The sequence below is a fragment of the Marinifilum flexuosum genome, from assembly GCF_003610555.1.
GTDB lineage: Bacteria > Bacteroidota > Bacteroidia > Bacteroidales > Marinifilaceae > Marinifilum > Marinifilum flexuosum.
Genome location: NZ_RAPQ01000008.1, coordinates 131,068 through 145,738, shown reverse-complemented (window position 1 = coordinate 145,738; position 14,671 = coordinate 131,068). Strand labels below are relative to the sequence as shown.

At 38.4% G+C, this 14,671-nt stretch carries 10 protein-coding genes; 7 read left to right on the top strand and 3 right to left on the bottom strand.

Translation table 11 applies throughout. The features are described from left to right. Window positions 1-196 precede the first annotated feature (196 nt). The 7 genes from BXY64_RS00695 (at window position 197) to BXY64_RS00660 (ending at window position 8,366) form a co-directional block, all read left to right on the top strand. A complete protein-coding gene (locus tag BXY64_RS00695) occupies window positions 197-787 on the top strand; it encodes a hypothetical protein (RefSeq protein ID WP_120238080.1) in 591 nt (196 codons plus the stop codon). A gap of 251 nt (window positions 788-1,038) precedes the next feature. Further along, window positions 1,039-2,709, top strand: a complete 1,671-nt coding sequence (locus tag BXY64_RS00690; RefSeq protein WP_120238079.1) for a CsgG/HfaB family protein — start codon at window positions 1,039-1,041, stop codon at window positions 2,707-2,709. A 502-nt stretch (window positions 2,710-3,211) separates the two neighbouring features. Further along, window positions 3,212-4,330, top strand: a complete 1,119-nt coding sequence (locus BXY64_RS00680) for a helix-turn-helix domain-containing protein (protein WP_120238077.1) — start codon at window positions 3,212-3,214, stop codon at window positions 4,328-4,330. 101 nt (window positions 4,331-4,431) lie between these two features. After that, window positions 4,432-5,778 (top strand): hypothetical protein, encoded by a 1,347-nt coding sequence (locus BXY64_RS00675; protein WP_147375839.1) that lies wholly within the window; start codon window positions 4,432-4,434, stop codon window positions 5,776-5,778. Then, complete coding sequence (locus tag BXY64_RS00670) at window positions 5,711-6,415, top strand: hypothetical protein (protein WP_147375838.1); 705 nt, start codon at window positions 5,711-5,713, stop codon at window positions 6,413-6,415. Before BXY64_RS00675 ends, BXY64_RS00670 begins: the two co-directional genes overlap by 68 nt. A gap of 118 nt (window positions 6,416-6,533) precedes the next feature. After that, window positions 6,534-7,364: a hypothetical protein gene (locus BXY64_RS00665; RefSeq protein ID WP_120238074.1), complete on the top strand. Its 831-nt coding sequence runs from the start codon at window positions 6,534-6,536 to the stop codon at window positions 7,362-7,364. Window positions 7,365-7,367: 3 nt separating this feature from the next. Next, window positions 7,368-8,366 (top strand): S41 family peptidase, encoded by a 999-nt coding sequence (locus BXY64_RS00660; RefSeq protein ID WP_120238073.1) that lies wholly within the window; start codon window positions 7,368-7,370, stop codon window positions 8,364-8,366. A 91-nt stretch (window positions 8,367-8,457) separates the two neighbouring features. Here BXY64_RS00660 and BXY64_RS00655 read toward each other — a convergent pair whose 3' ends face one another. From BXY64_RS00655 to BXY64_RS00645, 3 genes are read right to left on the bottom strand one after another with little or no spacing between them, the layout of a single operon-like run. Next, window positions 8,458-11,583, bottom strand: coding sequence for a GH92 family glycosyl hydrolase (locus BXY64_RS00655; RefSeq protein ID WP_120238072.1), 3,126 nt, complete (start codon window positions 11,581-11,583; stop codon window positions 8,458-8,460). A gap of 18 nt (window positions 11,584-11,601) precedes the next feature. Beyond that, on the bottom strand, window positions 11,602-13,365 hold the full coding sequence (locus tag BXY64_RS00650) for a class I mannose-6-phosphate isomerase (RefSeq protein WP_120239714.1): 1,764 nt from the start codon (window positions 13,363-13,365) through the stop codon (window positions 11,602-11,604). A gap of 7 nt (window positions 13,366-13,372) precedes the next feature. Next, the gene (locus tag BXY64_RS00645; RefSeq protein ID WP_120238071.1) at window positions 13,373-14,665 is read right to left on the bottom strand and encodes a GH36-type glycosyl hydrolase domain-containing protein; all 1,293 of its coding nucleotides are present in this window, start codon (window positions 14,663-14,665) and stop codon (window positions 13,373-13,375) included. Window positions 14,666-14,671 lie beyond the last annotated feature (6 nt).

The window sequence follows — 14,671 nt, the reverse complement described above, 5'->3', positions numbered from 1 at the left end:
GTACTCGTAAAACCTAAATATCACTTTAATCATTATGAACCAATAATTGAACAACAATTAATAAACCGAATTAAATAAACTATCAGGCATTTTTCATTAATGATTCGTTAAATTTTCTTCTTCTACAAATAACATTAATGTTTGAAGAAGAATTGTACAATAAGAAAATGATACAACTATCTTTAAAATTATTAATATGAAAAAAATTTACACTACTCTATTTGTACTTTCCTTGTTAATACATTTTCAATCATTGGCACACAACAATGATAAGATTCTCAATAACAAAGAGGAATTAATATATAAGGCAGCTTCAAACTTTTCTCTACCTGGTGTACAATCAAATTCAGTACCCAATAAAGTTGCCAAATGGCATTTAATTGCAAAAACTTCCTTTTATGATAATCAACCTGTTCCTGCCTTAGGTGCAAGTTATAGAATTAACAAATTCCACGTGGGTCTAGGAGCAAGATATAAAGGTGATGCTGCCAATAAGGACAATTCAGTGACACCCTATGTTGAACTCGGATATAATGTTCTTAATAACTATTCCAAATTCTACATAATACCATCAATTAGCCTTTTTAAATATGAGTTTATTGAACCAAAATCATGGGTTATTGAATCAGGTGACATCCCCGTTGGTAAGGGAGAAATTTCATTAACTACAGGAGTTAAATGGTTTTTCTTTCAATTTAATTATTTGTTAATCAAAGACTCAAAAAAATATAACATTGAGAAATCTAAACATTTTGGAGGCTCTATTGGTTTTCGATTCAAGCTTTAATTCATCATCAAAAAAGCAGTAAATGAATATTAATCGAAAATTGTAAGGTTGTCAGCAAACTGGATGGACTTTACCAGCTACACTTTACAAATATTTTAGATCTTTTGATTCTTGACTTTTCTGTGAAATCTATGTGTAAGTTCGGAAAAAGCCTCTTTTAATCATCTATTAATATGTACCTGTTAGAATAACTCAATAATGAAACTTCCCTTCTGAAATACAATCATTTATTAAAGCTAACCAATTAAGCTATGAAAAAATTCCAACTACTTTTTATTGTACTCATATTATCCGTCAACTTTAGTTTTTCTCAAACCACAAACAATTCAAGTTATATTCTTGCTATTGAAGGAAATCAAGTCTATTTAGACTTAAATTCTAGCAATTGTAAAATTGGTTGTTCATTAAGTGTAATTAAGGAGGGAGACTATTTTACTCATCCTATTTCAGGTAAGAAAATCAAAAAGAAAGATGAAGTAATCTCAACTCTTGAAGTTACAGAAGTTAATTCTGATTACTCTGTCGCCAGAGCATATCCAGCCTCATCGTTGCAAGCACTAAAAAAAGGAATGAGAGCATTTGAGTTATCAAGTGAAGAATCGAACAATTATTCTCTTTTACGTAAATCTTTATCTGTGCATCCCTTAAAAGTAACAAGTGCAACTGGAGGGTATTTGGGTATCTACATCAGCGACCTGCTTACTGAAAATTTATTTGCTCAAGACAAATATAAGATCATAGATAGAGAAACTCTTGGATTACAAATGGATGAAGTGGCATTAAATCAGGATGGATTTACAGATTCAAAATTAATGGGAGTTGGCAGAATGGCCGGTGTTGACTATTTAATAACTGGAACAATGCATGAACCTGATGTTGTGCAGGTATCATCAGGTATTCCATTAAAAGGTGCTCTTCAGTTAGCAGAAACCATTAGTGGTCAGAACCTTGGTTCTAAATATGTTTCTGATGTAAAATTTAAAAAGTTAAAAGCCATTGTTAAAATTACGCTAAGAGTTGTGGACATTCGAACAGGTGAAATCAAATTTATTTGTACCGAAATGCAAGAGGCTGTTGGCAAAAGTGATATCTCTTTAGAAAAGAGTTTTCTGGGAGGATTAAAAGTACAAGGAGGATCAACAGCATTTGTTAATACTGTAACTGGGCAAGCTGTTCAAAAAGCACTAGGTAACTTATCAGGATACATAGATGGTTATTTTGATGGAAGCATAACGGATAAGAGCTTTAAGGGAAATTATATAGATGCCAAAAACAAAAGCAAGAAAAAGAAATCAAAGGAAGAGTTCCAGTTTGAATATGCCATAAATGATAGGATTCATTTTTATGACGAATCAAACCCAGGCTCTAATAAGTATATAGGCTTTCGAGAAGGGAAAATAATTGGTCTACATCAAAAACGCAAACAATATCAAGTAAAACTAGATGATGGTAGTATTGAACTAATTAATAGCCATTTAGTTTTTCAATATAACCCTAACACAACCTTTGAACGACAAATTGTAAAAGACAAAGAATTTTGCACCATAACCTACCACCTAAATGATAATGTAACTGGTAAAGTTAGAAATCAAATCATTCTAGGTTCGATAAAGCATATTTTACCAGAAAGAAATCAAGTTCAAATTCAATACAGGAATTCTGAAGAAAAGGAGTTTTTAAGTATTGACTCATTTTTTCCTTACAAAACTGAAAATGAATTGGAACTTAATCCATCTCAATTAAAATGCGGTAAAATTTGTCTATTGTTTCTTCATGGAACATTCTATTATGCCAAAGTGATTGAACCAATTAACGCCAATGGTACAGTGAAAATTGAATATGATTTTGAAGAGGATGGAATTGTGAAATCTAAGACAAAGAATATCTCATACAAACATATTATTGGTTTGAAGAGTACTTAAATTTTCATTTATGAATAGATATTCAAAATATTAATGCAAATACAGTTAATACACAAAAACAATAACTTTTAAAACTATTATTTATGGGATTTTTTGGAAGAAACAAAATTAATGCATGTGAAAATTGTGGTACATCAAGTGGTGGATTGCTGTCTTATGCTGCTTGGAGATGCAATAAATGTGGTAGACAATATTGTGCTCAATGTAGAAACACTAAACCGGGTTTATTTAGCTCGGACATAGCTTGTCCACATTGTGGTAGTACCAAAAAAACACATGTAGGTACAGTGTAAAACTTTAAATGTCAACTACGCTTAATACAAAAAACGCCCCACTCTTTCGAATGGGGCGTTTACAGTATAAGTATTTTACATCAAGAAGTAACGACAACCAAATACCCACTTACACGTATCCAATCTAACCGAAATAAGCAGTATTTTGCAACATACGATTATAGTAATCAAAACTATACTTTTATAGCTTAAACACTGAAACTTAAAATATGGAACTGGATAAGATTTTCATTCTTTTATTGGATACCATTGACATGTGGCAAGCCATTTCTGTGGGTTTGTTTCTTCTAATTTTAAACAGCAAAAAGAAAAACTCTTTACTATTGTTGGGTATTTTTCTTGTAGTTTCAGGATTAAGCGCCTTATCCGAAATATTTGATTTCTTCAACGCCTATATGAAGAATCCTTTCCTGGATATCTTGTCCTTTAATTTCTTATGGCTTCTTCCTACTCTTTTGTACTTGTATGTTGAGAGAGTTTCAATTGAAGAAACGAAGAAATCGAGCTATTATCTTTTAATTCCAGGAGGTATTGATTTCATTCTCAATACCGGCAAGTTCCTATTGCCTCTTCAAATGAAAACGGCGATTGAAGAATCGCTTGCCTATGCTCTATTCGAATTGATGGGAGTTCTTTTTGGCTTAACTTTAATAGTACTCATCTTCAGAAAGATTCGAAAGCATTCAAAACTGATAAAAAACCAATACAGTTCCATTGAAAACCGAGAATTAAAATGGTTACACACAGCCATTTTAACCATTATCATATCTTTTGTATTTGCTATTGTTTCAGAGATTGTATTTTCTGGCTTTATCGCTGATTTATTTCAATCCTTACTGGGCTTGTTCATTACATTTTGGATTGCTTACAATGGTTTGCTTCAACAAACTTCTATCAATCTGGTTAGTGTTGATAACAATCTTACAAGCAAACCAAGAGATGCTGCAAAAAGTCTATCGGTAGATGATAAAAAGGAGAAGCAAAATCAAGTTGTAACAAAAATAAAAGAACTCTTAAGTGAAGAAAAATTGTATTTGAATTGCGATTTGACCATTGTTCACATTGCCGATAAAATTGGAGAGCACCCTCGCCTTGTTTCCGGAAGTATTAATGGCATTTGCAATGTAAACTTCAACCGTTTTATCAATAGATACCGTGTTGAAGAAGCCAAAAAGCTCTTACAAAATAAAAGTTCAGAACACTTAAACATGGAAGGTGTCGGTTTTGAGGCTGGTTTTAATAGTAACAGCTCTTTTTACAGTGCTTTTAAAAATGAACTGAATATCACTCCATTACAATTTTTAAAAAATTCGAATTTAGGAATTTAATAGTCTTTTCAGAATTCCGAAGTGCTCTAACGACATTTCGGAACCCATACCAAATTTTTCTCATCTCCTTTGTAGGTATCAAACCAAATTAAGGAGAAAAAATGAGACAACTTATTTTATTTGTAGCAATCGTTGCACTTATCGCATGTATGGCATTTGAAGGATCTGCACAGAAGCTTTCTGTTGCAAAGTACAATAGTGTATCACAAAATCAAGATGCTTCAATCAAATACCTTTTAAATAAAGAGTGGCAATACTCTTTGGAATCAAGCACATATTTGTCGCAAAAAGCTTATAAAGAGATTCTAGCTTCATCTAAAAAAAGACAGAAGAACAAAATACTTAAGAATGAAGGTGATTATAAGGAATATCTGAAAGAAGTGTATCTAGGATCAAAATTACTGTTCGAATCTGATAGTATCACCTATTTTTTACCAGATCAGAAAGTAAAACAAAGCTGGAGATACTTCCCGGAAACTCATGAAATTGTTTTTAACACAAGTGACAGCATTGAAAGTAATCCTTCCAAAATCATTTCGCTAAATGCACAAGAGTTCTCATTTTTAGGCAAAGACAGTGTGAAAATTACAATGGTTCCTGCCATTCAGAAATTAGATTCAACACAATTTACCAGCATAAAAGATTTGGCAGTGTTTTACGGTAATCCTTCATCAGATATTGTAATTGTAAATACACAGGGAGGGCCGGTAAATGAGCTTTTCGAAGATGAATTTATTAGTGTAATCCGAAATGCAGAACTACAAGATCAATTGTATATAAATGTGCATCAAGTACAAACTCAAGAACCTGAAAAATTCACCAATCAGGAGTTCACTTTTGATCAGGCAAAAAATTTTGATAAAGTGAGTGTGGCAAACTTGCATAAAGTGATCAGCTATTTCAAATCACAAGGCAAAAAGGTTTATGTACTGGGAATTTCATTTGGTGCTTTTATGACCCAGGAATTACTTGCTCAATATGGTACTGATGTAGCAGATGCTTATTACATCATGGTTGGAAGACTTGATATCGATCCAGAGATATGGAATGCCTTTAGCGAGGGAAAAAACGGCATGTTCCTACATAAGGGAAACCATGAATTCAAAATAAAGATTAAAAAACAGAAAGATATTCTGGATCGAAACATGAGCAAACTAGCTGCAGGTTTAGGTCATAACAGATATACCTCAAAATTAAAGGCCTGCAAAAACCTATCAAAAGTAACTTATGTGTTTGGCACTACTGATGAACAAGTTGGAAGCTTAAATGAAAAAGAAGTGCAATTTCTAAAAGAGAGAAAAGCCAAAGTAATATCAGTTGATAAAGGCACACACAATTCAGCAATCAACGAAGGAATTAAACTTTTAAAAGATCTTAACAATGAACAAATCAATTCAAATAGCAGTTGGCTTCGTTCTCGCTCTAATCGTGAGTTCATGCAGCTTTAAAGATGCCATTCAATTCCATAAAAGACTAACGAATACCAAAGTAGAATCTGCTGATTTCAGTTCTAATAAAAAATCGGTTCACTTTATTGATATGATCCATTTAGGACAGCAGGAATTTTATGACAATGTAGCCCAGGAGGTAAAAAGATACAAGGAAGATGGGTATGTACTGTTTTATGAATGGATCGACTACGAAACTGCAGATACTCTTACGCTTCGAAAAACAAAGAAAATTGTTGGTATGATTCCTTCCAAAAAAGGATACAGTTTAATGATTGAAAGAATAGAGGTTGAAGGTGTGGTTTTTCAAGAGAACGAACAATTTATGAATCAGGTTAACTCCCTCGATTTTAATGTAGATATCACACCTCAGGAGCTGATTCAGGAATACGAAAACAGACACGGAGAAATTCTACTTAATAATGAAGATTTACAAGTGCCATTGTACGGAGATTTCAATTTCAGCAACGACAAAAGCGTAATGGATATCATCTTAAATCATCGCAATAAAGTCATTGCAGAACACATCCAAAACTCAAAGTATGATAAGATCATTGTGATGTATGGTGCTGATCATCAAAAAGGAGTATTAGAAGAGCTCCAGAAAATAGACTCGAGCTGGAAAAAATTGAAATAATTTTCATTTTCCTATACGTGTAGGTCAGACGCTTTTTGTCTTACCATAAGACAAGCATAACATTTATCAAATAAATTAAGAGAATGAGCTATTTATAGCACAAACACAATAAAATTTCATGAAAAAAATATTATTAGTTTTTACAGGAATTTTGATTGCTAACCTAAGTTATAGCCAGGGAAGTTTTGACAATCAAAATCAGGATTCAGACAAATTTATAAAAATTGCTGCCGGATTAAACAGCATTAAAATGAGAGATATGGCTACATCTCCCCTATTTTATACAGGTGGCCTAAAGCATTTTGAATTGGGATTTGTAAAATGGAAAGAGGGAAAAGAAAGAGATCTGTCTTTTTCTGTTTCAACTGGTTTAGCTAGCAATTCAACCAACAGTCATACTGCATCTTCAACGGTTTCCATTTACAACTTATCCTACTCAAAACTTTATCCGATTTGGCAGCAAGAAAAATGGAACCTAAAAGTGGGTGGCGAATGGCATAACTCATTTCATATTCGAAATAACCCATCATTTCAAAACAATGCTACTGGTATAGAGGTGTTTTCAACTCTTTTTGCAGCAGGAAAATTGTCTTGGGATATTTCCAATGACAGCAGGTCCAAATTTCTGTTTTTTAATGTGAAGCCAAGAAAGAGAGCATTGTCTTTTAAGATGAAATTCGCTTTAATGAATAACACCTATCGAAATGGTTATATCTATAATGACAATTCGGGTATTACAAATGACCCAAATGTATTTGATAATCATCAACTAAAAATGTTTAGTGGGTATAGATTGGGAACAGAATTGAACTACACTGTTTTTCTGAAAAACAAAAATGCCATTCGATTGGGATATGGGTTTGATGCCTATAAAACCGGAGGAAATCTTGACAAGTTCGAGATGGCAAACTACAAATTAAAAATTGCCTTACTATTTAAAACCAAATAGATCATGAGAAAATACTTATTAATATTAATCATCCCATTTTTAGCTTCTTGCGAATCAATTATATTGGATAAAGATCTGGAGTCAACAGATGCAAAAACCAACTTTGAATACCTTTGGAAACAATGCAATGAAAAGTATTCCTATTTTGATGTAAAAGATATTGACTGGGACGAAATTAAAATCAAATACGAAAGCAAAATAACCGATAAAACCACAGATGAACAGTTGTTTGACATATTGGGTGGGATGCTTTCTGAATTAAAAGATGATCACACCAACTTAATGTCGAACTTTAATGTTTCACGATTTGGGGTGCAATATCAAGCGCAAGACAATTTTGATTGGAGAATTATTGAAGACAACTATTTACCTCGAAATTACCTTATCACAGGTCCTTTCCAGCACGATTTCATCGAAAACAATCAAATCGGTTACATCAGATTTCCATCCTTTACAGGAACCGTAGATGATGATCAGTTGGATTTCATCTTGAACCGATATAAAAATACCAAAGGTTTAATTCTGGATTTAAGAGAAAATGGTGGCGGTGCTGCTACAGACATTTTCAACCTTTTGGCTCGATTCGTTGAAAAAGAAACCACTTTGTACTATTCGAGAATAAAAAATGGGAAAGATCATGATGCCTTTGGTAAAGCTGAGCCAGCTATATTAACTCCACATGAAGGAATCAGATATCAAAATAAGGTTATGGTTTTGGTTGACCGATCAACTTATAGTGCTGGTTCATTTACTGCTCTTGCTACTAAGGCTATTGATAATATGATATTAGTTGGAGATTATACGGGTGGCGGCCTTGGTATGCCAAATGGTGGTCAATTACCAAATGGCTGGACCTACAGATTCTCCATTACACAAGCACTTAACTTAAACATGAGTCCATATTGGGAAAAGGGAGTTCCAGCTGATATTAATGTACAAATGAATTGGGACAATAGAAATACCGATGAAATTTTAGAAAGAGCAATACAAGAGATTTTGTAATTGCTTAATCATAGTTTAGTTTTATCAATAAAGGCTGTCCATTAGGACAGCCTTTACAGCAATATAAATCTTTTAAAGATGTTTTTTTGTCTTACTGCACACCCCACTTTTGATTAGGTTCAGGGCCCATTTCAAGCTCTAACTTTCCTCCTTTGAGTAATTCTCTGGCAGGAAATTTAAAGTCTTGCAGGCGCTTGCCATTGAGTTTTGCCGACTGCACATACTTGTTCAGGCGGGAGGCGTTCTTTGCTTCAATCACGAACTTTTCTCCCCTGCCAAATCGTTTGCCCAAATCAATTTCCACTTTTTTGTAGAGCGGACTGGCAATTTCATATACGGGCTCAACACGACAGCCCCCATCGGTTTGGAACAGGCCAAGGGATGCCATGATGAACCAGGCGCTCATCTGTCCCTGATCCTCATCGCCCAGGTAGGCATTGGCAACGCCATAACCGTAATAACGATCGATGATGGCCCTGCTCCACTTCTGTGTTAGCCAAGGTTTTTGCACCCAGTTAAAAAGAAAGGCAAAGTGCATGGACTGCTGATTTCCCTGAACAACAGGATAGTTCCAGTACAGGTCGTTCATTCCGTTGAACCTGGTTTTATAGCTTTCGCCAAATCCCCAATCCAATCGCTCCACAAAGCGATCCTTGCCAATGGCTGCAGCCAAAGCAGGAACATCCTGGGGAACGAAAAAGCTTAGCTGCCACGAGTTACCTTCCACATAGTGGTGGTTGGCTCCTGATTTGTACGGATCGAAATCGGGCAACCATTTTCCCTTCGAATCTTTCATACGCGCAAAGCCAAGGTCTGGATCAATGATGTTCTTCCAGTAATAGCCTCGCGAAAGGAACTTCTTGTAATCTGCCTTCTTGCCTAAGGCTTTGGCAAACTGTGAAACCGTCCAGTCGTCGTAGGAGTACTCCAGTGAATTGGAAAAACGTCCCTTGTCGTAGGGCACATAGCCATGTTTCAGGTAGCTTACCAGGTCACGGTTACCGGCAAATCCACCCCCTACTTTTTGCGCAGGTGTTGTCTGCATCTTGCGAACCGCCTCGTAGGCTTTTTCCACGTCGTAATCGCGAATCCCCATTTGGTAGGCTCCAACAATCAAAGGGATTTCGTGTTCTGCCACCATTACGGGAACATATTCCATTCCGGCAGGACCTTTTGCCAGCCATCCATTAGAATCGTACATGGCCAGTTGTGATTTTACCCAACGATTGGTCCACTCAGGAGTTACCAGGTTCCAGAACTGATTCAGGTTCCAGAAGGTATTCCAAAATGCATCGCAACCCAAGGCCGGAGAAGAAGGATCCTTCATCTTTCGTACCTTTTCGCCAGCATCTCGCCACTCTCCGTTTACATCGCTGAATATATTACGGCTGCACAATGAGCGATACATGTTGTTGTAAAAACGCATCTTCTCGCGCTGGTCGTTACTCGATATATTGATTCGACCCAACAGCTTATTCCACTCAGACACATGATGAGCTCTTAGGGAATCAAAATCCCAACCGAAAGGATTGGAAACCTCGGTCTTTAAATTCTCAGCAGCATTGTCAATGCTCACATAGGAAATCCCCGTACGCACTTGCACCTGGTTGCTTTTCCTGGTGCTAAACTCCACATAACAACCGGCATCCTTAACATCTTTGGCATGAATGGCTTTTGCATCGCTAATTTTATCGTCTATCCATGTTCCCATCTTGCCAATGGGCTGATCGAACTCAATCACATAGTAAATGGTGTACTCCTGATCGATGCCTCCGGCCCAGGTATTCTCCGTTAACTGGTGGCTAAAACCTTCAATTCGGTAATCGCTCACCTGCTTCAGCTCTATCTCCCTGTTCTGATAGGTGTATTCACAAGGAATCTGCAGGTCTACTAAGATTCTTGCGTCATCGGAATCAGGAAAGGTGTATCGCTGAAATCCACATCGTGTAGAAGCTGTCAGCTCCGCCTGAATGTTGTAATCGGTCAAATCGACACTGTAGTAGCCTATGCGCGAAGTTTCCGTTGCCTTGTCGATTCTCGAACGATAGCCGCTATCCGGATCTTTCTCGTCGCCCACCTTGATTTGCAAAGGGCCGTTGGTTGGCATGATTCCCAGTCCTGCCATGGTCCATTCGTGGATATGACTAAAACATCCTATTGATTCGAAGTTGGGATCGTAGCCCGCCTGCCAGCTTGGATTCTGGTTGTCGGGACTCAGTTTCACCATGCTAAATGGCATCCATGGTCCTGGAGCAATCATCCAGCGGGAGTGGCCGCTTCCCATTCTCGAATCAACATATTCAGCTGGTGTTCTTTTCTTTTGGGCGGAACGTATCACTTCCCCTTCCTGAATCTTAACTCCATCGGCCCATATCTCATAGTTGCTCTCTTTTCGAGATTTCACGGCAGGCATGGGCGCTTCAAATTCGTACCTTCCCTGCTCCACGGTCTCCGAAAAGATATCCTTCCCATCGAGGATAACGGTCAGCTTGGGCCTTGCCTGCAGGTGTTCCACATCCACCAGCAAGGGCTGGACCGATTTTCCATCGATGTCTAACTCATACTCAGCTGCCTTCACACCCCTTATATGCACTTTGTCATCAGCTACCAAACGAACACTTTCAGGTCCTTCCAGCTTAATCTGGTCAAACTTCAACCATGATCCCTGCAGGGTAGTCATGCTAATCTGGTTCCCCCCTTTACGGATAAGGTCGGCAGGCAGAGGTATCTCAATGAGGTATTCCGAAGGATTTTCCGGCAAAGTATCAATAGAAGAGTTCTTGCTGATTTCCGGTATGCTGTATTTCCACGATGTACCGTTTACGGTGACCTTGAAAAGGGGCAAATCTTTCGAATTGCAATCCAGAATATCAACTGTCAGTTTCCAATCCCCTCTCTTGGGAAGGGATTCAATTCCAAAGAGGATGTTCAGGGTGCTGGACCTCCACCCGGCTGTTCCCCAGGTGCCACCCCAGGTATCGCTAATGCCCGGAATGATGTATGGCCAATCCTTTTTTGCATCCGATTTTCCAATCAGGAAGTACTTGTCTTCCCAACCAAAATCATTGGCGATATAGTCTTTATATCCGCCGGGAGCCAAGGCAAACTCAGCACAGGAATTATCGTTTTCTCCCAATTGCCAAAGAATCTGTTTGTCCTGAGTACAGGCACTAATAAACAAACTTGCGAGTAGGGTAAAAAAGGCTATTTTCTTCATACGTCTAATACTTAATGCTTATTTCATGAATGCTTTCACCACCATTATTTCACCTTCCGATTCATTAATGATTTTATAGAATCCCGCAGCAGCAGGGATCACAAAGGTTTCGGCATAATTAAAGCGCTTTCGCATTCCGTTCTGTGTCTCAACAATAATACTTTCCCCTTCCACCAACGAAAGGACATTGCATCTGTTCTCCGTTTCGATATCCACTTCAGTGTTCAAATGATAACGATGAACATCGTAGGTATGTTTTTCATGAGTCGGCAGGTGATAGTGTTTCCAATCGGCTCCTTCGTTCAATAAATACGGATGGGAGATCAATTTGTCTTTCACATACTGCCCTTTTCTATCGAAGCAGAGATTTTCCATGCCACGCTCAACATTAATCGGACGAGGTTTGCCATCGAAATCTACACGCAACCAATCGTACATCTTAAAGGTAAAGATATAGGGAGTGGTACTGATTTCAAGAACCAAATTATCTATCCCCGACCCGTGGATGGTTCCCGGAGGAATCAGGAACAGGTCATGCTTTTTAGAATCGTGAACCTGCACATGTTTGGTGATATCAATCTCCTTTTTGTTCTGATAGCTGTATTGCAAGTCGCTTTCGAATGCCTTCGGATCAACCTCTTCCTGAAAGCCCAAATAGCATTTGGCATCCTTTCCTGCATCCAGAATGTAGTAGGTCTCCTCTTGTGTGAAGCTCTCGCCGAAATGCTTGTTTATATATTCTGTTTGTGGATGACATTGGATGGATAGGTTTCCCCCATCGAATGTATCCAGGAAGTCGAAACGAATGGGAAACTCAAAGCCATATTCCTGTGAATGTTTTCCCATGACTGCTTCGGTTTCCTGAAACATGATACAGTCAAAAGAAACCTCCAGAAGCTTTCCACTGCTTTCGAACAACAGGCCGTTTTCAGGTACAATCAACTCAAAAGACCAGGCGTAATTCACCACATCCTTGTTCAGACCATCTATTTTATCCATCACCCACTGACCTCCCCAGGCACCAGGTTCGAACCATGGACGAACACGGAAAATGTTATTGGCCATTTCGCGTAGGCCATCTCGCAAATCATCTCCCCTCATCCAGGTCACCTCATCGATGCGCTGCTCATCGATTACAACATCAAGCTTAGGCAGAAGCGCCTGCTTGTGATTGTTCAGAACAATCCAATCGACAAAATAGAAGCGCTTGTACATGGGTTTGCTCTCAAGGGCTGTACTTGCCCCCAGGTTGGTAATACTTTTTGCTCGAGCTCTAAATTGCAGCTCATTCTTTGGCAGGTCTATATAGACCAATTTGCCTTCCCAATTGGCCAGGGCAGCTCCCGGACCATAGATGATATTCAGGTCAGCAGTTGGGATTGGCTGCAAACTCTCCAGTTTCTCCTGATTGAAGAAGTCTGCAAGATCAATGGTCGCCTTTGTACCAAATATCGGATCGTCTCCCCCCAGAAAAGGCTCTATCATGGTATCAATATCGGCTTCAGCCTTTAGGGCCTCATCAATAGGCACCCAATTTACTTTCTTTCCCAGGCTTAGGAACTGATCGTTCAGCTTCTCCCTTATCTTGTCGAAGAAAACACCCACATAACCATCAATCACAATGTTTTTCTCATTGCTTAGCTCTTGTGCCAATGTTTCCCCCCCTACAAAAACCTTCCCCTCTTCCATTTGCAAGGAAGGGTAAAGATCGTATTTCCCAACTACCGATTCACTTCTTTTAAGAGGTAGCAAATACTGATCTGATTTTCTTTTGTTCTCCATCTCCATTCTATTTTTCAACTGCATCTTCCAACATTTCAATCGCCTTGTACAACACCCCTGCCGAACCACGGAAGGTTCCCGATCCTTTTGGCTCATTCTTTTCGGTGTACCACTCATAAAAGCCATCATTCACCACCACGCGCTCTGTCATGGGAATCAATTGCTCGTAGGCTTCCTCCACAAATCCGTATTTCACCAATTGCTGAATCATTCTTCCTCCGAACCAGGTCCAGTCTCCCCCATTCTGATAGCCATATGGGTACATTCCCTTGTTTTCAAAATATCCTTCCGGATAAGGAGGATACATGGTCAGCCCAATGGATCCGGCACCTGAAGCTTTCATATTGGCAATCATCTTATCCAAAGAAACTTTGATTTGATCTTTGCTCAGCAGGCCAGCTTCAATGGCAACGGCTGTTCCCCCATGATAGAAAATCTCATTCTCATTAAAGGTTTTTGGGAATGGTGAACCATCCAAATAAACATGAGGAATGAACTTCTGATTTTGATTGTCCCACAGGTATTTCATGGTATTTTCAGCCAACTTATCGTGAATCGTTTGCCACTTCTCCTTTTTGGATGCATCCAGTTCCATTAGATCGGCAATGGCAATCAAGAACATGGCATTGTCGTAGATGTCAAGACAATATTTGGTATCCTCGGTAATGTACACGCCCCAAGGGTGACAATGCTGCACATCGCCCCAATCGGAGGTAGTAGCTCCCCAAATCATTCCATGCTCCTTGCTCCAACGGCGCTGTAAAAGAAATTCCAGAGACCATTCCATTCTGTCAAGAACGCTTTTCTCTCCAATCTTCTCCTGAAGAAAGTCTTTGTCGCCCGTTTTCTGAATGTACTTGTAAACCGCCTGCACCAGTGATGCCTCGTGATCGGTTTCCACCGTATTCTTGTGACCACAGTAAGTTGGCTCCAAATCGTTGTAGATGTAGGTGTACCCCCCCTCAACATTTACGGCTTTTTCTTTGGGAATGAAGCCATCAATTATATTCCCATCACTGCCCTGAAGGCGGAAGAAAACTCGTAAGTTCTCCTTTAGAATTTCTTTTGGATATACCTCTGCCGACAGTTCAATAAAGGTTGCATAGTCGCGAATCCAAACTTCGCCATAACCATCCCCCGCATTAAAGCCTGTTTTCACAACCTCGAGAGCTTTCTGCTTCACAAACTTAAAATCAGTATTTTCCATCACTGACTTCTTCAATTTCTCATTTTTCTCTGAGCCAGGCTTGCAGCTTACTAAAAGGCTTACTGCAGCAAGAACAATCATTAACTTTTTCATCTGTTT

Coding starts and splice junctions, on each gene's coding strand:
- BXY64_RS00670 (WP_147375838.1), top strand. CDS start 5,711: ATGAACAAATCAATTCAAATAGCAGTTGGCTTCGTTCTCGCTCTAATC.
- BXY64_RS00650 (WP_120239714.1), bottom strand. CDS start 13,365: ATGGAGAACAAAAGAAAATCAGATCAGTATTTGCTACCTCTTAAAAGA.
- BXY64_RS00645 (WP_120238071.1), bottom strand. CDS start 14,665: ATGAAAAAGTTAATGATTGTTCTTGCTGCAGTAAGCCTTTTAGTAAGC.
- BXY64_RS00655 (WP_120238072.1), bottom strand. CDS start 11,583: ATGAAGAAAATAGCCTTTTTTACCCTACTCGCAAGTTTGTTTATTAGT.
- BXY64_RS00695 (WP_120238080.1), top strand. CDS start 197: ATGAAAAAAATTTACACTACTCTATTTGTACTTTCCTTGTTAATACAT.
- BXY64_RS00660 (WP_120238073.1), top strand. CDS start 7,368: ATGAGAAAATACTTATTAATATTAATCATCCCATTTTTAGCTTCTTGC.
- BXY64_RS00690 (WP_120238079.1), top strand. CDS start 1,039: ATGAAAAAATTCCAACTACTTTTTATTGTACTCATATTATCCGTCAAC.
- BXY64_RS00680 (WP_120238077.1), top strand. CDS start 3,212: ATGGAACTGGATAAGATTTTCATTCTTTTATTGGATACCATTGACATG.
- BXY64_RS00675 (WP_147375839.1), top strand. CDS start 4,432: ATGAGACAACTTATTTTATTTGTAGCAATCGTTGCACTTATCGCATGT.
- BXY64_RS00665 (WP_120238074.1), top strand. CDS start 6,534: ATGAAAAAAATATTATTAGTTTTTACAGGAATTTTGATTGCTAACCTA.